The 18,907-nt window shown below is 62.4% G+C and carries 18 protein-coding genes; 11 read left to right on the top strand and 7 right to left on the bottom strand.

Features of this window, described 5'->3' with window-relative positions:
- Window positions 1-152: 152 nt before the first annotated feature.
- Entirely contained in the window at window positions 153-1,157 is a 1,005-nt protein-coding gene (locus ACJA3S_RS00235) for an LLM class flavin-dependent oxidoreductase (RefSeq protein ID WP_406820484.1), read from the bottom strand.
- A 152-nt stretch (window positions 1,158-1,309) separates the two neighbouring features.
- Between ACJA3S_RS00235 and ACJA3S_RS00240 the strand changes: the two genes are divergently transcribed.
- Together ACJA3S_RS00240 and ACJA3S_RS00245 are read left to right on the top strand one after the other, a co-directional pair.
- Window positions 1,310-1,735: an OsmC family protein gene (locus tag ACJA3S_RS00240; RefSeq protein ID WP_170027610.1), complete on the top strand. Its 426-nt coding sequence runs from the start codon at window positions 1,310-1,312 to the stop codon at window positions 1,733-1,735.
- 74 nt (window positions 1,736-1,809) lie between these two features.
- Window positions 1,810-2,043, top strand: a complete 234-nt coding sequence (locus ACJA3S_RS00245) for a DUF1161 domain-containing protein (RefSeq protein ID WP_406820485.1) — start codon at window positions 1,810-1,812, stop codon at window positions 2,041-2,043.
- A 33-nt stretch (window positions 2,044-2,076) separates the two neighbouring features.
- Here ACJA3S_RS00245 and ACJA3S_RS00250 read toward each other — a convergent pair whose 3' ends face one another.
- Both ACJA3S_RS00250 and ACJA3S_RS00255 read right to left on the bottom strand, forming a co-directional pair.
- Window positions 2,077-2,490 (bottom strand): hypothetical protein, encoded by a 414-nt coding sequence (locus tag ACJA3S_RS00250; protein WP_406820486.1) that lies wholly within the window; start codon window positions 2,488-2,490, stop codon window positions 2,077-2,079.
- 55 nt (window positions 2,491-2,545) lie between these two features.
- Window positions 2,546-2,959, bottom strand: a complete 414-nt coding sequence (locus tag ACJA3S_RS00255) for a hypothetical protein (RefSeq protein ID WP_406820487.1) — start codon at window positions 2,957-2,959, stop codon at window positions 2,546-2,548.
- A gap of 66 nt (window positions 2,960-3,025) precedes the next feature.
- On the opposite strand from ACJA3S_RS00255, the gene ACJA3S_RS00260 reads away from it, so the two are divergent.
- Entirely contained in the window at window positions 3,026-4,162 is a 1,137-nt protein-coding gene (locus tag ACJA3S_RS00260) for an aminopeptidase (RefSeq protein ID WP_406820488.1), read from the top strand.
- A 45-nt stretch (window positions 4,163-4,207) separates the two neighbouring features.
- On the opposite strand, the gene ACJA3S_RS00265 is transcribed toward ACJA3S_RS00260, so the two are convergent.
- The gene (locus ACJA3S_RS00265; RefSeq protein WP_406820489.1) at window positions 4,208-4,858 is read right to left on the bottom strand and encodes an HAD family hydrolase; all 651 of its coding nucleotides are present in this window, start codon (window positions 4,856-4,858) and stop codon (window positions 4,208-4,210) included.
- Window positions 4,859-4,979: 121 nt separating this feature from the next.
- On the bottom strand, window positions 4,980-5,528 hold the full coding sequence (locus tag ACJA3S_RS00270; protein ID WP_406820490.1) for a gamma carbonic anhydrase family protein: 549 nt from the start codon (window positions 5,526-5,528) through the stop codon (window positions 4,980-4,982).
- Window positions 5,529-5,594: 66 nt separating this feature from the next.
- Between ACJA3S_RS00270 and prlC the strand changes: the two genes are divergently transcribed.
- The 6 genes from prlC to ACJA3S_RS00300 all read left to right on the top strand — a co-directional run bounded on the left by prlC (window position 5,595) and on the right by ACJA3S_RS00300 (window position 13,929).
- Window positions 5,595-7,682, top strand: coding sequence for an oligopeptidase A (gene prlC / locus ACJA3S_RS00275; RefSeq protein WP_406820491.1), 2,088 nt, complete (start codon window positions 5,595-5,597; stop codon window positions 7,680-7,682).
- Window positions 7,679-7,960, top strand: coding sequence for a YheV family putative zinc ribbon protein (locus ACJA3S_RS00280; RefSeq protein WP_170027626.1), 282 nt, complete (start codon window positions 7,679-7,681; stop codon window positions 7,958-7,960). The genes prlC and ACJA3S_RS00280 overlap by 4 nt, the downstream gene beginning before the upstream one ends.
- 110 nt (window positions 7,961-8,070) lie before the next feature.
- On the top strand, window positions 8,071-10,065 hold the full coding sequence (locus tag ACJA3S_RS00285) for a M3 family metallopeptidase (RefSeq protein WP_406820492.1): 1,995 nt from the start codon (window positions 8,071-8,073) through the stop codon (window positions 10,063-10,065).
- 77 nt (window positions 10,066-10,142) lie between these two features.
- Window positions 10,143-11,201 carry a PA0069 family radical SAM protein gene (locus ACJA3S_RS00290; protein ID WP_406820493.1) on the top strand — a complete coding sequence of 353 codons (1,059 nt, stop codon included), beginning with the start codon at window positions 10,143-10,145 and terminating at the stop codon, window positions 11,199-11,201.
- Window positions 11,202-11,498: 297 nt separating this feature from the next.
- The gene (locus tag ACJA3S_RS00295; RefSeq protein WP_063912352.1) at window positions 11,499-12,218 is read left to right on the top strand and encodes a carbonic anhydrase; all 720 of its coding nucleotides are present in this window, start codon (window positions 11,499-11,501) and stop codon (window positions 12,216-12,218) included.
- A 193-nt stretch (window positions 12,219-12,411) separates the two neighbouring features.
- The gene (locus ACJA3S_RS00300; RefSeq protein ID WP_406820494.1) at window positions 12,412-13,929 is read left to right on the top strand and encodes a SulP family inorganic anion transporter; all 1,518 of its coding nucleotides are present in this window, start codon (window positions 12,412-12,414) and stop codon (window positions 13,927-13,929) included.
- A gap of 2 nt (window positions 13,930-13,931) precedes the next feature.
- On the opposite strand, the gene ACJA3S_RS00305 is transcribed toward ACJA3S_RS00300, so the two are convergent.
- Window positions 13,932-15,014 carry a hypothetical protein gene (locus tag ACJA3S_RS00305; protein WP_406820495.1) on the bottom strand — a complete coding sequence of 361 codons (1,083 nt, stop codon included), beginning with the start codon at window positions 15,012-15,014 and terminating at the stop codon, window positions 13,932-13,934.
- A gap of 109 nt (window positions 15,015-15,123) precedes the next feature.
- Window positions 15,124-15,768, bottom strand: a complete 645-nt coding sequence (locus tag ACJA3S_RS00310; RefSeq protein WP_406820496.1) for a hypothetical protein — start codon at window positions 15,766-15,768, stop codon at window positions 15,124-15,126.
- A gap of 370 nt (window positions 15,769-16,138) precedes the next feature.
- Here ACJA3S_RS00310 and coxB point away from each other — a divergent pair, with 370 nt between their 5' ends.
- Together coxB and ctaD are read left to right on the top strand one after the other, a co-directional pair.
- Window positions 16,139-17,266 (top strand): cytochrome c oxidase subunit II, encoded by a 1,128-nt coding sequence (coxB, locus tag ACJA3S_RS00315; RefSeq protein ID WP_406820497.1) that lies wholly within the window; start codon window positions 16,139-16,141, stop codon window positions 17,264-17,266.
- 43 nt (window positions 17,267-17,309) lie between these two features.
- Window positions 17,310-18,899: a cytochrome c oxidase subunit I gene (gene ctaD / locus ACJA3S_RS00320; protein ID WP_170027640.1), complete on the top strand. Its 1,590-nt coding sequence runs from the start codon at window positions 17,310-17,312 to the stop codon at window positions 18,897-18,899.
- The last annotated feature ends 8 nt before the right edge of the window (window positions 18,900-18,907 follow it).

Below are 18,907 nucleotides of genomic sequence, written 5' to 3' on the forward strand. Positions count from 1 at the left end.
GTCCCTGTAGGAGCGGCCTTGTGTCGCGAAGGGCTGCGAAGCAGCCCCGGCTATTTGTGCGCCTGCGCTGAAATCCTGGGGCTGCCTCGCAGCCCTTCGCGACACAAGGCCGCTCCTGCAGCTGACCGCGCCGGGTTTGCCGGCGCAGAAGGTCACTCGGCCCTGAGGGCCTGCGCCAGCAGCTCGTACGACCGCACCCGGTCGGCGTGCTCATACAGATCACAGGTAAAGATCAGCTCATCCGCCCCGGTCTGCTCCAGCAGCACTTCCACCTTGGCCCGTACTTTCTCCGGGCTGCCAATCATCGCCAGGCCCAGGAAGCTGCCCACCGCATCCCGTTCATGCGGCAGCCACAGGCCTTCCATGCTTGCCACCGGCGGCTTCTGCATCAGGCTCTGCCCACGGATCAGCGCCAGGATACGCTGGTACACCGAAGTGGCCAGGTATTCGGCCTTCTCGTCGGTTTCCGCCACGACCATTGGAATACCCAGCATCACGTACGGCTTGTCCAGCGTGGTCGACGGCTTGAAGTGGTTGCGGTACACGCGGATCGCCTCGTGCATGTAGCGCGGCGCGAAGTGTGAGGCGAAGGCATAGGGCATGCCGCGCATACCGGCCAGATGGGCACTGAACAGGCTGGAGCCAAGCAGCCACATCGGCACCTCGGTGTCGTGCCCTGGCACTGCAATCACCTTCTGGTCATCGGTGCGCGGGCCGAGGTAGCGCGACAACTCCTCGACGTCGTCCGGGAAATCGTCCGGGCCGCCAGCACGGTCGCGGCGCAGGGCGTAGGCGGTCATCTGGTCGGAGCCCGGTGCACGGCCCAGGCCCAGGTCGATGCGCCCTGGATACAGGCTGGCCAGGGTGCCGAACTGTTCGGCGATCACCAGCGGTGCATGGTTGGGCAGCATGACCCCGCCAGAGCCCACGCGAATGCTCGAAGTACCACCGGCCAGGTAACCGATCAGCACCGCAGTGGCGGAACTGGCAATGCCATCCATGTTGTGGTGCTCGGCTACCCAGAAACGGTGGTAGCCAAAGCGTTCGACGTGCTGCGCCAGGTCCAGCGAGTTACGTAGCGATTGGGCCGGGCCAGCATCGGCGCGCACGGGCACCAAGTCGAGGGTGGATATTTTCAGGTCACGCAGCTGGGTCATGGTGCCTCCGCAAGAATGGTTGGCCAGAGGCCTTTTTGACTCTGTATGGGCGCATTCGTTGGTTTCAATGCCTGCGGTCAGATTGCGCTGAACTTGCCAGGCGTGGCAGGCCTCTGAAGCGGTAGGTATGTACCCAGTGACCAGGAGGTAGCATGAAAAAGACAGCATCGGCGATCTGGCAAGGTGGCCTGAAGGACGGTAAAGGCCTGCTTTCCACGGAAAGCGGCGCGCTCAAGCAGAACCCCTACGGCTTCAATACCCGTTTCGAAGGCTCGCCCGGCACCAACCCGGAAGAGCTGATCGGAGCGGCACATGCCGGCTGCTTCTCGATGGCGCTGTCGATGATGCTGGGCGAAGCGGGGCTGACTGCCGAGCGGATCGACACTGCCGCCGAGGTGACCCTCGACAAGCAGCCTGATGGCTTTGCCATTACCGCCGTGCACCTGGTACTGCGGGCCAAGGTCCCCGGAGCAAGCGAGGCGCAGTTCCTGGATATCGCCAACAAGGCCAAGGCGGGCTGCCCGGTATCCAAGGTACTGAACGCCAGGATCAGCCTGGATGCGGCGCTGGTGGGCTGAAGCGGTGCAATGAGGGCGGTTTGCTATAGTCTAGACAGCGTCGGCAGCATGCTGCCCCTTTCAGGAGCCGTTTCATGATTCGCGTAGCAATCACCGTGTTGGCTTCCCTGGTCGCCACCTCTGCGCTGGCGGCGGTGAAGCCGTGCGAGGAGCTCAAGGCCGAGATCGAGACCAAGATACAGGCCAAGGGGGTTCCCTCCTACACCCTGGAAATCGTGCCCAACAGCGAAGTGAAGGACCCGAGCATGGTCGTCGGGAGCTGTGATGGCGGCAGCAAGAAGATCATCTACCAGAAGAACGACCAGTAGCGGCGAACCCCGGGGCCGTGCAGCAGCCGGTGATCACGGAATGCAGAACACTTCGCTAGGTTCGTTGACCACCACCTTGCGGTTGCCGTCATACAGCAGCACTTGCGGTTCCATTACGGGTGCCCGTGCCTCCAGGCGATAGCGTTCCCCGGCCTTGAAGTTGTCGAAGCGCACAGTCAGGTAGCAGGTTCGGTCCCTGGGGTCGGTGGTGATGCCGCCAGAGTAGATTTCGTAATCGAAACGCACGACCAGTTCGTGCCTGCCCGGCGTCACCTGGAAGTAACGGCCGTCATCCAGTCGCTTTCCATCGAGGCGGTCGGCCATGATTACCCTGCCTGGGGTGATGGTGTACAGGTCGACCCAGGCCTGCTTGGGGTCGACGGGCGGCAAGGGGCTGGCGCAGGCCCCCAGTGTACTGAGGGCGATCAGCATCATGGGCTGGCGCATGGCAAGACTCCCGCTTGCGAATTACACGCTACAAGCATAGCGCCATTCGTGCCTGTCAGCTGTGTTGGCAGCCAGCGGGCAGGCCCTGGCCAAGCAGTTTTTGCTGGTGGTCGTAGAGCTTGATCCAGGGCCGGAAACCGATGCTGCCAGCCTGCAGCTGGTAGCGCTGGCCGGCGCCGAAGTCCTTGAAGGTCAGTTTGACCTGGCAGTCGCGCCACAGCGGCTCGTCGACCGGGCCGATATTGCTGGGGGTAACCGGGAACTGGTAGCGCACGGTCAGCTCATGGCTGCCGGGCGGCACTTCGAAATAACGGCTGTCGGCCCAGTCTCGTTCGTCGACCTGCAGCGCATGCAGCGAGGTGTTGTCGTAGGGGGTGAGGTCGATCCAGGCCTGGTTCGGGTCCGGGTCCGGCAGGGTCGAGCAGGCGGATATCAACAACAGTGAGGCAGCGACCAACAGTGCGCGCATGGCGAAACTCCCCCTTGGCGAGATAGTCTTGAAGTGAAACGGCCTAGAGCGAGTCTGACCTACCGGATGCTTCGATTTTTTCTTGTTCAGCGCTCGGGCCCTGGGGCACTCGACCGCTTTTTCACCCGTTTGGTTCCCCCGCTTGCCGCGCTCCTGCTGAACGGTTGTGCCAGTACGGCCTATTACGGGCAGTTGGCCGAAGGCCAGTGGCAACTGCTGCGTGCCCGTCAGTCGGTGGAGCGAGTCGTGGCCGACCCTGCTACCTCGCCGCAGTTGCGTGAGCGCCTGACGCATGCCGAGCAGGCACGCGCGTTTGCCAGCCAGCAGCTGAAGCTGCCGGACAACCGTAGCTACCGGGTGTACGTGGAGCTTGGCCGGCCCTTTGTGGTGTGGAATGTGTTCGCCACTCCCGAGCTGTCACTGCAGCCGGTCACGCACTGCTTCCCGATCGCCGGCTGCGTGGCGTATCGCGGCTACTACCAGCTGGGGGCGGCACGCGGGGCTGCGGCGTTGATGCGGCAGGACGGCATGGACGTGTACGTGAGCGGCGTGGAAGCCTATTCGACCCTGGGCTGGTTCGATGACCCGATCCTGTCGTCGATGGTTGGCTGGGGCGATGAGCGCCTGGCCACGTTGATCTTCCATGAACTGGCCCACCAGCGCTTCTACGTGCAGGACGACACCGAGTTCAACGAGTCATTCGCCTCCTTCGTCGAGCAGGAGGGCACGCGGCAATGGCGCGTGGCGCGTGGGCTTGCAGCGGTTGACCAGGCCCAGGGGCCGCAGCGTGACCAGTTCATCCGGCTCGTACTGGCCTGCCGCGAGCGGTTGCAGGCCATCTATGCCGGGCCGTTGGACGATGCGCAAAAGCGCGTGGCCAAGCAGGCCGAGTTCGAGCGGTTGAGGCGGGAGTACCGGCTGCTGCGTGACGGCCAGTGGGGCGGCGACAAGCGTTACGACGCCTGGATGTATGGGCCGATGAACAATGCCAAGCTGTTGCCGTTCGGGCTGTATGACCAATGGGTACCAGCGTTCGCAGCGCTGTTCCGCGAGGTGGGTGGGGACTGGGCGCGGTTTTATCAGCGGGTGGAGCAGTTGGGACGGCTGCCGATCGAGGAGCGCAAAGCGGCGTTGCAGCGGTTGATGGTCAACCCATCAGATGTTGCAGCCCATCGCGCTACAAAGCCTACGCGGTCCTGGTAGGAGCGGCCTTGCGTCGCGATGGGCTGCAAAGCAGCCCCATGGCCCTCAAGCCTCGAGAAACGCTCGATGCATTTCGGCCAAGGTTGCAAAGTGATAGGCCGGCTGCTCCGCCATCAACTCCTCCCGGCTGCCAAACCCATACCCCACCGCCACCGCCTGCAAGCCGTTGCTGCGCGCACCGATCAGGTCATGCTTGCGGTCACCGATCATCAGCGTCTGCGCCGGGTCCAACCCCTCTTCGTCCAGCAGATGGCGGATCAGCTCGACCTTGTTGGTGCGTGTGCCATCCAGTTCACTGCCGTAGATCACCTTGAAATGCTGGTCGAAAGCGAAGTGACGAGCAATCTCACGGGCGAACTCCCACGGCTTGGAGGTGGCGATGTACAGGGTGCGGCCTTGGCCATTCAGGGCTGCGAGCAGTTCCGGCACGCCTTCGAACACCAGGTTTTCATACAGGCCGGTGACGCGGAAGCGTTCCCGGTAGAAGTTCACCGCCTCCCAGGCCTTGGCCTCGTCGAAGCCATAGAACTGCATGAACGCCTGCAGCAAGGGCGGGCCGATGAAGTGTTCGAGGCGGGCCAGGTCCGGCTCGTCGATGCCCAGCTTGGCCAGGGCGTACTGGATCGAGCGGGTGATGCCCTGGCGCGGGTCGGTCAGGGTGCCGTCGAGATCGAAGAGGATGTTCTGCTGGTGCATTTACATAGGTTCCACTTGAGTGCTGCGTGGCCTTCTTCGGGGCTCGCCCGCTCCCACAGGTACAGCGCTGGCCTTGAAGACTCCACCAGACCTGCGGGAGCGGGTAAGCCCGCGAATGCGGTCATTCAGGTTGATCGTAGCCTTCGGCCAGGTGCTGGTCCTTGAGCTTCACATAGTTGCCGGCGCTGTAGGAAAAGAATGCGCGCTCCTGGTCGTTCAGCAACCGGGCCTGTTTCACCGGGCTACCCATGTACAGGTAGCCACTGACCAGGCGCTTGCCCGGCGGTACCAGGCTGCCGGCACCAATGATCACTTCGTCCTCGACGATGGCGCCGTCCATGATGGTGCTGCCCATGCCGACCAGGATGCGGTTGCCCAGCGTGCAGCCATGCAGCATGACCTTGTGGCCGATGGTCACTTCGTCGCCGATGATCAGCGGGAAGCCGTCAGGGTTATACGTGCTGGCGTGGGTGATATGCAGCACGCTGCCGTCCTGCACGCTGGTGCGGGCGCCGATGCGGATACGGTGCATGTCGCCGCGCACCACGGTCAGCGGCCACACCGAGCTGTCCTCGCCGATTTCCACGTCGCCCAGCACGATCGCCGAACGGTCGACGAAGGCCCGTGGTCCAACTTTCGGAGTGTGTTGCTGGAAGCTTCGGATGGCCATGATAGCGTCTCTCATCTGTGCCGATAGGCAGGCTGCCTGCTGCGGTCGGCGTCGATTGTAATTAAGATGGGGCAGTGTTTCTTCTGCCAAGGTATCCAAACCGTGAGTGCGAACAACCCGCTTCTGCAGTCCTACGATCTGCCGCCCTTCTCGCAAATCCGTGCCGAACACGTGTTGCCGGCGATCGAAGCGATCCTGGCCGACAACCGTAAAGCCATTGCCGAGATCCTCGAAAAGCAGGGCAAGAACCCTTCCTGGGCTGGCCTGGTGCTGGCCATGGACGAACTGAACGACCGCCTGGGCGCCGCCTGGAGCCCGGTCAGCCACCTCAATGCGGTGTGCAACAGCCCCGAGCTGCGCGAGGCCTATGAGTCATGCCTGCCGGCGCTGAGCGCCTACTCTACCGAACTTGGGCAGAACCGAGCGCTGTTCGAAGCCTACCAGGCGCTGATCGACAGCCCGGAGGCTGCCGGCTTCGACGTGGCGCAGAAGACTATCCTCGAGCATGCCCTGCGTGACTTCCGCCTGTCGGGTATCGACCTGCCGGCGGACAAGCAGCAGCGCTACGCCGAAGTGCAGAGCAAGCTCAGCGAGCTGGGTAGCCGCTTCTCCAACCAGTTGCTCGACGCCACCCAAGCCTGGACCAAGCACATTACCGACGAAGCCGCACTGGCCGGCCTGACCGATTCGGCCAAGGCGCAGATGGCTGCCGCCGCCCAGGCCAAGGGGCTTGACGGCTGGCTGATCACCCTGGAGTTCCCCAGCTACTACGCGGTGATGACCTACGCCGACGACCGTGCCCTGCGCGAAGAACTGTATGCCGCCTACTGCACCCGGGCCTCGGATCAGGGCCCGAATGCCGGTCAGTTCGACAACGGCCCGGTGATGCAGGAGATCCTCGCCCTGCGCCAGGAGTTGGCCGAACTGCTGGGTTACCAGAACTACGCCGAACTGAGCCTGGCTACCAAGATGGCCGAGTCCAGCGACCAGGTGCTGAGCTTCCTGCGCGACCTGGCCAAGCGTTCCAAGCCGTTTGCCGCACAGGACCTGGCGCAGCTCAAGGCCTATGCTGCCGAGCAGGGCTGCCCCGAGCTGGCCAGCTGGGATGCCGGTTACTTCGGCGAGAAGCTGCGTGAACAGCGCTACAGCGTGTCGCAGGAAGCCCTGCGCGCCTACTTCCCGATCGACAAGGTGCTGGGTGGCCTGTTCAGCATCGTTCAGCGCCTGTACGGCATCGAAATTGCCGAACTCAAGGACTTCGACAGCTGGCACCCGGACGTGCGCCTGTTCGAGATCAAGGAAAACGGCCAGCACGTCGGCCGCTTCTTCTTCGACCTGTACGCTCGCGCCAACAAGCGTGGCGGTGCCTGGATGGACGGCGCCCGTGACCGGCGCCGCACGGCCGATGGCCGCCTGCAGAGCCCGGTGGCCAACCTGGTCTGCAACTTTACCCCGGCTGCGCCTGGCAAGCCGGCGTTGTTGACCCACGACGAAGTGACCACGCTGTTCCACGAGTTCGGTCACGGCCTGCACCACTTGCTCACCCGCATCGAGCATGCCGGTGTTTCCGGTATCAATGGCGTGGCCTGGGACGCTGTCGAGCTGCCCAGCCAGTTCATGGAAAACTGGTGCTGGGAGCCTGAAGGCCTGGCGCTGATTTCCGGTCACTTTGAAACCGGTGCGCCGCTGCCGCAAGACCTGCTGGACAAGATGCTGGCGGCGAAGAACTTCCAGTCGGGCATGATGATGGTGCGCCAGCTGGAGTTCTCGCTGTTCGACTTCGAACTGCACGCCAGCCATGGCGATGGTCGTAGTGTGCTGCAGGTGCTCGAGGGCGTACGCGATGAGGTTTCGGTGATGCGCCCGCCCGCGTACAACCGCTTCCCGAACAGCTTTGCGCACATCTTCGCGGGCGGTTATGCGGCCGGTTACTACAGTTACAAGTGGGCCGAAGTGCTGTCGGCCGATGCCTTCTCGCGCTTCGAGGAAGAGGGCGTGCTGAATGCCGAGACCGGTCGCGCCTTCCGCGAGGCGATTCTGGCTCGCGGCGGTTCGCGCGAGCCGATGGTGCTGTTCGTCGACTTCCGTGGCCGTGAACCTTCCATCGATGCCTTGCTGCGCCACAGTGGCCTGAGCGAGGACGCTGCAGCATGAGCGAGGTAGCCGTGAACAAGACCAAGAAGCGCTTCATTGCCGGGGCGGTGTGCCCGGCATGCAGCGAGACCGACAAGCTGATGATGTGGAACGAAGACGGCGTACCGCACCGCGAGTGCGTGGCCTGTGGCTTTACCGACACCCTCAACGAGCAGGGCCTGTCGGTGCCGAAGGAACTCGGTACGCGGGTCAACCAGCTGGCACCGAAAGCGGCGCCCGCCAAGGTGCAGACCGTGCAGTTCTTCCCCAACCCGAAGCTGAAGAAACCGGCTGACTGAAGCCGCCGTGCCGCCCGGGCGCCACGCCCGGGTGGTAGATAGTCAGGCCTCGTGCCGCGCAGCAAGCCTGCAAGCTCCCCTGCTCCCCCCTACGAGCAAGGTGTAGCGTCATGGACAACCCGCTTCTGCAAAATAGCCATATCCCCGTCGATTATTCGGCAATCACCCTGGAAAACATGGCTGCTGCCTTCGCGCATGTGCTGTTGGCGCACGAGCAAGGCATCGACCGCATCATCCGCGACCAGCAGGCGATGCCAACCTGGGACGACATGGTGCTGGCGGTGGATGGCCTGGATGCCCAGCTGCTATCGGTGCTATACGCCGCTTCACCACTGGTTGGCCGGGACGATGACTGGGCCGCTGCCATTATCGACTTCTACGGCAAGGCAACGGCACGCTTCGACCAGAAGTTTGCCAACTCAGCGCTGCAGGCCTTGTATGAGCGTCTGGCCAACAGCGACATCGGCAGGCAGCTGGATGCTCGCAAGCGCGAGACCTTGCGCTGGCATCTGGATAAGTTCAACGCCAATGGTGCGAAGCTCGATGCCGCCGGCAAGGCGCGCCTGGCCCAACTGCAGGTGCAAATCGGCACTGCACGCGAGGCGTTCCGCGCCAACATCAACCGGCCGGGGTTGCATATCATCGATGAAACCGAGCTGAACGGCATTCCACAGCGGATACGCGATGAATGGGCCGAACGCGCACGCGAAGCAGCGCTGTCGGGCTGGTTGCTCGCCTGTGAAAGCGTGGCCACTGATGACGCGCTCAGGTACGCCAGTAACCGCCCGTTACGTGAGCAGGTGTATCGCGCTTACCATGCTCGCGGGGTCAGTGACGAACCTGGGCAGGACAATCGCTTGCACTTGCAGCAACTGGCGACGTGGCTTGACGAAAAGGCGCGCTTGCTTGGCTTCGCCAGCCACCTGGAGCAGAGCCTGCTGGTGAAGAGTGCGGGCGCGGTGGACGAGGTACGAGGCTTCCTTCACCACCTGGCGGGCCAAGTCCGCCCTGGCATGTTGCAATGGCGCGCGGAGATCGAACGTCGGGCGGCGGCCCAAGGGCTGGCGCCGGTGCAGCCCTGGGACATTGCCTACCTCGAGGCAGCGCACACGGCTGTTCTCACCACCGAAACCCTGCGCGAATACTTCCCGCTCAATGCCGTCGTCACTGCGTTGCAGCAGTTGGCGGAGCAGCTGCTGGGCGTAGTGTTGCAGCCCAGGCCGCTGCCCACCTGGCATGACAGTGTGCAGCCGTTCGAAGTGTGGCAGGACAACGCCTTCATCGGGTTCCTCTACCTGGATGCCGTACAGCATGCTGGCAAGCAGCCCGACGCGGTGTTCACCACCTACATACGCAACCGTCGAGTCGATGCCGAAGGGATCTACCAGGCGGCCTCGGTGGTAGTCTTCAGTGACGTGCCGCAAGCGTTGCCGGGTGACCAGCCGTTGCTCGACCACCTGTCGCTTCGCAAGCTGTTCCATGAGTTCGGCCACGCCCTGCACCACTTGCTGGTGCGCACGACCAATCATGTGATGTCCAACGTTACCGAACTCGGTACCGATGGCGTGGAACTGGTCGGCAAGTTGTTCGAACGCTGGGTCTGGGATGCGGATTACCTGGTGGCGATCTCGGCGCACCAGCGGGATGGCAGCCCGCTTGACCGTGCGCGGGTCGGCGAATGTCTGTATCGCCTGCGCCAGCAAGGCGTGGAAGAGATTGCGCGTGATTTGAGCCTCGCGCTGTTCGATCTGGACCTGCATGCCACGCCAAACGATGGCAGGACGCTCGAGCAACGTCTGGAGCAGGCTCGCGAGCGTTGCGGTTATTGGCCCCTGGCAGGCTTCGAGCACCCGGCGCATGCCTTCGACCACCTGGTGAATGGCTACGACGCAGGCTATTACGCGTACCTGTGGTCGGATGTGCACGCCTTCGACCTGTTCACCCGCTTTGAAGCGGCAGGGCTGCTGGACCGGGCGACTGGCCGTGAACTGCAGGAGGCGCTGTTCGCGCCCGGAGCATCGCGGCCGTTGCGCGAAGGCATCGAGGCATTCCTTGGTCGACAGGCGAGCCCGGCGGCATACCTGCGCTGGCATGGTTTGGCGTGAAGGTGTGCTGACCAGAGGTGCTGGAAAGATCGTGGCATACCCTTTACTGTATATAAATACAGTATCGAGACAGAGCCATGATTCATCCAGCACCGCCAAAGGGCCGTGGTACGGCGCACAATCCGTATAACCGCTTCGCCCCGAGCCACTCGGTGGCGGAGGATGACGGCTGGTACCAGGAGGTGCCGCAAACCCAGGGCACCGAGGTGCGGGTCGAGATGGCCAAGTCGGTCATCAGCCGCAATACCTCGCCCGACCTGCCCTTCGACCGTTCGATCAATCCTTACCGAGGTTGCGAGCATGGCTGCATCTACTGCTACGCCCGTCCTTCGCATGCTTACTGGGACCTTTCCCCCGGCCTGGATTTCGAGACCAAGCTGATCGCCAAGACCAACGCTGCCGAGGTGCTGGCGCAACAACTGAGCAAGCCGGGTTATGTCTGCGCGCCGATCAACCTGGGCGCCAACACCGACCCCTACCAGCCAATCGAGCGGGAACAGATGTTGACCCGTCGCCTGCTCGAAGTGCTGCTGCGCTTTCGCCACCCGGTGACCATCGTCACCAAAGGCGCGCTGGTCTTGCGCGACCTCGACCTGCTGGCCGAAATGGCCAGCCAGCGCCTGGCACGGGTGATGATCAGCCTGACAACCCTGGACGATGGCCTCAAGCGGGTGCTCGAGCCGCGTGCGGCCTCGCCCAAGGCAAGGCTGCGCGCCATTCGCGTATTGCGCGAGGCCGGCGTGCCGGTAGGTGTGCTGTGTTCACCGATGATTCCGATGATCAACGACAGCGAGCTGGAGCGCCTGCTCGAAGCGGCCCGGGAGGCCGGCGCACAGAGTGCGGCCTACATGATGCTGCGGCTGCCGCTGGAGGTGGCGCCGCTGTTCGAGCAGTGGCTGCAGGACCATTACCCGCAACGGGCGGCACACGTCCTGAGCCTGGTCCGTCAGAGCCGCGGTGGTGAACTGTATGACAGCCGGTTTGGTGCGCGCATGCGCGGTGAAGGGGTGTTCGCCGATTTGCTGGCGCAGCGGTTCGCCAAGGCCATGAGACGGCTGGACTTCGAGGGACGGGAAGCGCAGGCGCTGGATTGCTCGGCGTTCTGCCCGCCGGGTGGGCAGATGGCACTGTTCTAGTAATGGGAAAAGGGCACGTTGCAAACCCCTCAGTGAGACTCATGCAAGCAAATAATTGTGCTAATGGCGCTTGGCAGTTGATGGTTTTTTGCTATTATTCAATTCCCGCCTCTTTGTTCTGGAACGCCCGTTCTAGAGCTGTCGAATTAAGTTTCAGTTAAGTTTTCCCCGCTAGCGTAGCAAATCAGTTTGCAGCGACTGTGATCTATGGCCCATGCGCGTCATCTAAAACCCTGCATAGCCAAAATCTTTCATCGGTAAAATGGATTTACCTACACACCGTCAAGAGGATGAATCATGCCCATCAAGGACCCATCCAAGGTTGTTCCGCAGGTCCCCGCGGAGAGCGCCGATGCCGCCCTTAAGCACATCGTCGACGGCTTCCTGCGTTTTCACCATGACGTTTTCCCTGAGCAGCAAGAGCTGTTCAAGAAGCTCGCCACCGCGCAAACCCCGCGTGCCATGTTCATTACCTGCGCCGACTCGCGCATCGTACCCGAGCTGATCACCCAGAGTTCGCCAGGCGACCTGTTCGTGACCCGTAACGTCGGTAACGTGGTACCGCCTTATGGCCAGATGAACGGCGGCGTTTCCAGCGCTATCGAGTACGCGGTGCTGGCGTTGAAAGTGCACCACATCATCGTCTGTGGCCACTCCGACTGCGGCGCAATGCGTGCAGTGCTCAACCCGCAATCGCTGACCAAGATGCCGACCGTTTCCGCCTGGCTGCGCCACGCCGAAGTGGCCCGCACCGTGGTCGAGAACAACTGCTCGTGCGGTAGCGAACACGAAACGATGCAAGTGCTGACCAAGGAAAACGTCATCGCTCAGTTGCATCACCTGCGCACTCACCCTTCGGTGGCTTCGCGCCTGGCAGCTGGTGAGCTGTTCATCCATGGCTGGGTCTACGACATCGAGACCAGCAAGATCGAAGCCTATGACGCTGCGAGCGACAGCTTCCTGCCGCTTGCCGCTGGCGAGCCGGTCCCCTGCGCTACTCCGAGAGGCCGCTACTAAGCGACCCATCCACCCGCTGGAACCTTGATAGCCGGCTGCACCCTGCTGGGGTGTGGCACGGCTTTCGGCTGCCCTGAATTCCCTGACTGCCCTGCCGGCATGCCTGCTGGCGGCCCGCGCCTGCGCGCTTGTCAGGGGCAAACGTGCCCATGGCCAGGGGAATGGCTGTGTGACAGAGAAAGGAGAAACAACGGTGAACATTACACAGTTGAAAGCGGCCCTGCCGCGTGAGTTGCTGGCGTCGGTGGTGGTCTTCCTGGTAGCCCTGCCGTTATGCATGGGTATAGCAATCGCTTCGGGGATGCCGCCGGCCAAAGGCCTGATCACCGGTATCATCGGCGGCATCGTCGTGGGTTTCCTCGCCGGCTCGCCGCTGCAGGTGAGTGGCCCGGCCGCTGGCCTGGCCGTGCTGGTGTTCGAACTGGTGCGCCAGCATGGCATGGCCATGCTTGGGCCAATCCTGTTGCTGGCTGGCCTGCTGCAATTGCTGGCCGGGCGCCTGCGCCTGGGGTGCTGGTTCCGTGTCACTGCCCCGGCGGTTGTTTACGGCATGCTCGCAGGTATCGGTGTGCTGATCGTGCTGTCCCAGGTGCATGTGATGTTCGACACGACACCGCAGCCTTCGGGCCTGCAGAACCTGGTGGAATTTCCTTCGACCGTGGCGGCTGCCCTGCCGGTGGAGAATGCGGGTTCTGGGTGGCAAGCCGGTGCCCTCGGGCTGGGTACCATCGCCATCATGTGGGGGTGGGAGCGCTTGCGGCCGCGCAAGCTGCGTTTCGTTCCCGGTGCCTTGTTGGGCGTGGCAGCGATGACGGTTATCGCCATGTGGCTGGCACTGCCGGTGAACCGGGTACAGGTGCCGACGGACCTGACCGAAGCCATCGACTGGATCCGCCCCGATGACCTCATGAAGCTGGCCGATCCGTCCTTGCTGGTGGCCGCTTTCGCATTGGCCTTCATCGCCAGCGCCGAAACCTTGTTGTCCGCCGCCGCGGTGGATCGCATGCATGGCGGGCAACGTTCAGACTTCGACCGTGAGCTCTCGGCACAAGGGATTGGCAACATGCTTTGCGGGTTGCTGGGCGTGCTGCCAATGACCGGCGTCATCGTACGCAGCTCGGCCAACGTGCAGGCAGGTGCACAAACACGGGCTTCGGCCATCCTGCATGGCGCCTGGTTGTTGGCGTTCGTCGTGGCGCTGGGCAGCGTACTGCAGCAGATTCCGGTGGCGAGCCTGGCGGGTGTGCTGGTGTACACCGGTGTGAAGCTGGTGGACTTCAAGGCCCTGCGCGGCCTGAGCCGCTACGGCAGGATGCCGATGTTCACCTACGTGGCAACAGCCGTGACGATCATCTTTACCGACCTGTTGACCGGGGTGTTGCTGGGCTTTGCCCTGACGCTGCTGAAGCTGGCCTTCAAGGCGGCACGCTTGAAGATCAGCCTCGTCCAGCTCGAGACCAGCGGCCATATGGAGTTACGCCTGAGTGGTGCGGCAACCTTCCTCAAGGTCCCTGCCCTGACCCAGGTGCTTGATAGCGTGCCTGCGGGGACTACGTTGCATGTGCCGCTGGCCAACCTGACCTACATCGACCACTCCTGCCTGGAGCTGCTGGAGGACTGGAGCAGAACCAGTGGCTCGAACCTGCGCATTGAGCAACGAGGGCTCAAGCGCAGGGTGGAGGGGCGTCTGCGAAGCGTGGCGGGTGCCTGAGGTCAGTTCTTCACCTCGGTCATCTCTGGTGCACCCGGCCAGGTACCGGTCAGGTTGACCGTACGGGTGCCACCCAGCCACTCGGTGGCGGGGGTGTTCCACTTCAGCGATTTGCGGGTATTGGCGCCGATGTTGACGAATTCCGCTGTCAGCACCATCTCGGTGGCTGTCAGCGGGATATCGCCAAAGCTCGCGGAGCTACCGCCGATTACGGTGCTGGAATGTTCCACAGGGCCAGAGGGCGTCTTGTAGGTGAGTGTGACTTTGGTGACGTAGGTAGTCAGAGACGAGGCCTTGCTGTCGACATGCAGGTTCAATACGCCGATCTTGCCGATCCAGCTCGGAATCAACACCCGGCTGCCTGCGAACGATGCGAAGTAATAGGCCACAGGTAGGGGGTCTGTTGCCACTTCACCGCTTTTGGCCGGCAGGGTGTGTGTCTCGACTTCACTTGAGTTGCTGGTGAACAGGTAACTCGCCTTGCCGTTGCCGGAAATCCCCTCTTCACCGAGCAACCGGTTCAGGCCTGTCGCGCTGCCAGCAACAGTGAAGCTTGCCTTGCTCTTCTTTGATACCGCGTTCAGGCCACTGCTGGCGTAGACCACCGAGGTCACGACGCCAAAACCTTCCGATATACCGGCGCTGGTTGCCATGTTCACCTTGCGTGCCTGGGCAAGCAGCCATTCGTACTGATCATCCAGCACGCAAAGGTTGCAGATGCTGTGCTCACCGGCGATGGCAAACTCGGAGGTGATGGCATTTTCCTTGTCGAAGGTCCACTCCAGTGCGGCATCCGGTTTGACCTCGGCCCCTGTGCTCGGATCGAGGATCACCCCCTGGCCTTTGGCGCTGACGCTTCTGCAGGTCACGCCACTGGACTTGAAGTCCCACTTGCGGCTCTGCAGGTTCTTGCTGACCTCGACGCCGGGCAGGGCATCGGCGACCAGCTTGAAGTCGCCGGTATCGGCATCGACGATGCCGACGGCGCCAGGCTTGATCGATGGGTTGAGGCCCCAGTTGCCCCATATCGTGCCATAGCTACCACGCAGCAGGTCCGTGAAAACTCGGTTTCTTTTGATCGTCATTGTCATCACCTTGAAATAGGAAAGCGCCGCCTTCAGACGGCGGGATGACAGTAGCGATGAGCCCAGATGGGCAGCAGAAGGACCGCTTTCCCCCGGACGGTCGTGCGGGTCAGGCGTCTGTCTGGCCGAACGCCACGTTCAACTGACGGGACAGGCACGGCCAGCGCTTCCAGGCCGCGCCTGTCTGCGGGCTGCTCAAGGCTGCGCGATAGGCTTCCACTGACTCGCTGGCGAAGCTCTCGTCGTCGAGCATCTGATCCACCGAATGATGTACCACCTCATCCAGCTGGTTGGCGAAGGTTTCACCAATCAACTGGTGGGCGACCAGGTTGGCCACGGTGGTATCCACAGGTATCAGCGGTTGCTTGAAATGGCGGATGTACAGGTCGTTGACCTCCTCCACCAGGCGGTGAGCCAGGTAGGCTTCATCCAGCAGGCAATCCAGCCCCACATGCCCTTGCACCATGCTGGGCGGTTGCAGGAAATAAGCCTCGGCAATCTTCAGTACAGGGGTGATCTGCGATTCGATACCGGCTTCACGGGCGACCTCGTGTGCGGCCTCCAGCAATTCCGGCACCTGGTCGATGTAGGCTCTGACGAAGCGCGCCAAAGTACCCTGGGCGTCCTGCTCAGGCAGTTGGATCGAGGGGTGCAGGTGGGGCAGTTGTATCTCGAGACGCTTTTTCAGCTGGCCGGTACGGCTTTCGTGATCGTGGGCTTGGCTAATCTGCTCGCGTACAGCAGCGATGTTCATGACAACTCCAGGGACGTTACGTTTCAAACGGAAGACACTAAATTAGCTCGGTATACAGAATACCTAAGACGCATTTGTTATAAGTGGCGCGACGCTGTGCATGCTCCGGCATATCGAAATGCCATTATCGCGCCATGCCCCGTCAAGTGCGCGGTTTTCCGAGGTGATCGGGCATTTCATGAAGTTCATTTCACGGGTGTCGTTGCGTGCCATTGGTCGCTGTCTATACTCCCGGTGAACGTGATTCGTTGATGAGGCCCAACTGCTTTTAGCAGGGGCTCGGTCGTCGAAGCCAGGCAGTCTTGACCGCCGTTCCCTCTTGCCGCAGGCCACGCCTCCGGGACAACAAGAACGAGAAGGGGAACCCGCAATGATGCGACATCCACATGTCTGGATGGGCCTCCTGTTGTGGTCGGTTTTTGGTCAGGCTAACGCCGCCTGGACCGTGAACATGCACCCAGGGGCGACGGAAGTCTCCAACGCCGTCTTCGACCTGCACATGACCATCTTCTGGATCTGCGTGATCATCGGCGTGGTCGTGTTTGGCGCGATGTTCTGGTCGATGGTCATCCACCGCCGCTCCACCGGCCAGCAGGCTGCGCATTTCCACGAGCATACCTGGGTGGAAATCCTCTGGACCGTAGTCCCTTTCCTGATTCTGGTGGCGATGGCCATACCGGCCACCAAGACTCTGATCAACATCTACGATGCCAGTGAGCCGGACATCGACATCCAGGTTACCGGCTACCAGTGGAAGTGGCACTACAAATACCTTGGCCAGGACGTCGAGTTCTTCAGCAACCTGGCCACCCCTGCCGACCAGATCCATAACCAGGCACCCAAGGACGAGCACTACCTGCTCGAAGTCGACCAGCCGCTGGTGCTGCCGGTCGGTGCCAAGGTGCGCTTCCTGGTTACCGCTGCCGACGTCATTCACTCCTGGTGGGTGCCGGCGTTCGCGGTCAAGCGTGATGCCATCCCAGGTTTCGTCAACGAAGCCTGGACTCGCATCGACAAGCCCGGCATCTACCGTGGCCAGTGCACCGAACTGTGCGGCAAGGACCACGGCTTCATGCCGGTGGTGGTCGAGGTCAAGTCCAAGGCCGATTACGACACCTGGCTCGGCGAGCGCAAGGCCGAAGCGGCCAAGCTCAAGGAACTGACCAGCAAGGAATGGACCCTGCAGGAGCTGGTGGAGCGCGGCGACAAGATCTACCACACCACCTGCGTAGCCTGTCACCAGGCCGAAGGCCAGGGCCTGCCGCCGATGTTCCCGGCGCTCAAGGGCTCGAAAGTCGCTACCGGGCCCAAGGAAGCCCACCTGGGCATCGTCTTCCATGGCAAGCCGGGTACTGCCATGGCGGCGTTCGGCAAGCAGCTGTCGGAAGTCGATATCGCCGCCGTGGTCACCTACGAGCGCAACGCCTGGGGCAACAACAAGGGCGACATGGTCACGCCGAAGGATGTGCTGGCGCTGAAGCAGGCAGAAGCGCAATGAACCGGGTTACTCGCGGCAATCAGCGGATTGCAGGAGGCAGGACATGAGTGCAGTGATCGACGACCACGCCCACGGCCATGAGCATGCACACGGCCCGGCCAAGGGCCTGATGCGCTGGGTGCTGACCACCAACCACAAGGACATCGGCACGATGTACCTGTGGTTCAGCTTCATCATGTTCCTGCTCGGTGGCTCGTTCGCCATGGTGATCCGCGCCGAGCTGTTCCAGCCCGGGTTGCAGATCGTGGAGCCGGCGTTCTTCAACCAGATGACCACCATGCACGGCCTGATCATGGTGTTCGGCGCGGTGATGCCGGCCTTCGTCGGCCTGGCCAACTGGATGATCCCGCTGATGATCGGCGCACCCGACATGGCCCTGCCGCGGATGAACAACTTCAGCTTCTGGCTGCTGCCGGCGGCCTTCCTGCTGCTGGTCTCGACCTTGTTCAGCCCGGGCGGCGGGCCGAATTTCGGCTGGACCTTCTATGCCCCGCTGTCCACCACCTACGCTCCGGCCAGCGTCACCTTCTTCATCTTCGCCATCCACCTGATGGGTATCAGCTCAATCATGGGCGCGATCAACGTGATCGCCACCATCCTCAACCTGCGTGCCCCGGGCATGACCCTGATGAAGATGCCACTGTTCGTCTGGACCTGGCTGATCACCGCGTTCCTGCTGATTGCAGTGATGCCGGTGCTGGCCGGCGTAGTGACCATGATGCTGATGGACATTCATTTCGGCACCAGCTTCTTCAGTGCCGCCGGTGGCGGTGACCCGGTGCTGTTCCAGCACGTGTTCTGGTTCTTCGGTCACCCCGAGGTGTACATCATGATCCTGCCGGCCTTCGGCGCGGTCAGTTCGATCATCCCGGCGTTCTCGCGCAAGCCGCTGTTCGGCTACACCTCCATGGTGTACGCCACCGGCGCGATCGCCTTCCTGTCGTTCATCGTCTGGGCCCACCACATGTTCGTGGTCGGTATCCCGGTGGTCGGCGAGCTGTTCTTCATGTACGCCACCATGCTGATCGCCGTACCCACCGGGGTAAAGGTGTTCAACTGGGTCAGCACCATGTGGGAGGGCTCGCTCACCTTCGAGACCCCGATGCTGTTCGCCATCGCCTTCGTCATCCTGTTCACCATCGGCGGCTTCAGTGGCTTGATGCTGGCCATCGCGCCGGCCGACTTCCAATACCACGACACCTACTTCGTGGTGGCGCACTTCCACTACGTGCTGGTGCCCGGGGCCATCTTCGGGATCTTCGCCTCGGCCTACTACTGGCTGCCGAAATGGACCGGCCACATGTACGACGAAACCCTCGGCAAGCTGCACTTCTGGCTGTCTTTCGTGGGCATGAACATGGCGTTCTTCCCCATGCACTTCGTCGGCTTGGCCGGCATGCCGCGGCGGATTCCCGACTACAACCTGCAGTTCGCCGACTTCAACATGGTGTCCTCGATCGGTGCCTTCATGTTCGGTGCCACGCAGGTGTTCTTCCTGTTCATCGTCATCAAGTGCATCCGCGGTGGTGCGCCAGCGCCGGCCAAGCCTTGGGATGGCGCCGAGGGCCTGGAATGGTCGATCCCCTCGCCTGCGCCCTACCACACCTTCCAGACACCACCGGAAGTGAAATAGGAACGCTG

The organism is Pseudomonas sp. KnCO4 (genome assembly GCF_045344305.1).
GTDB lineage: Bacteria > Pseudomonadota > Gammaproteobacteria > Pseudomonadales > Pseudomonadaceae > Aquipseudomonas > Aquipseudomonas anuradhapurensis.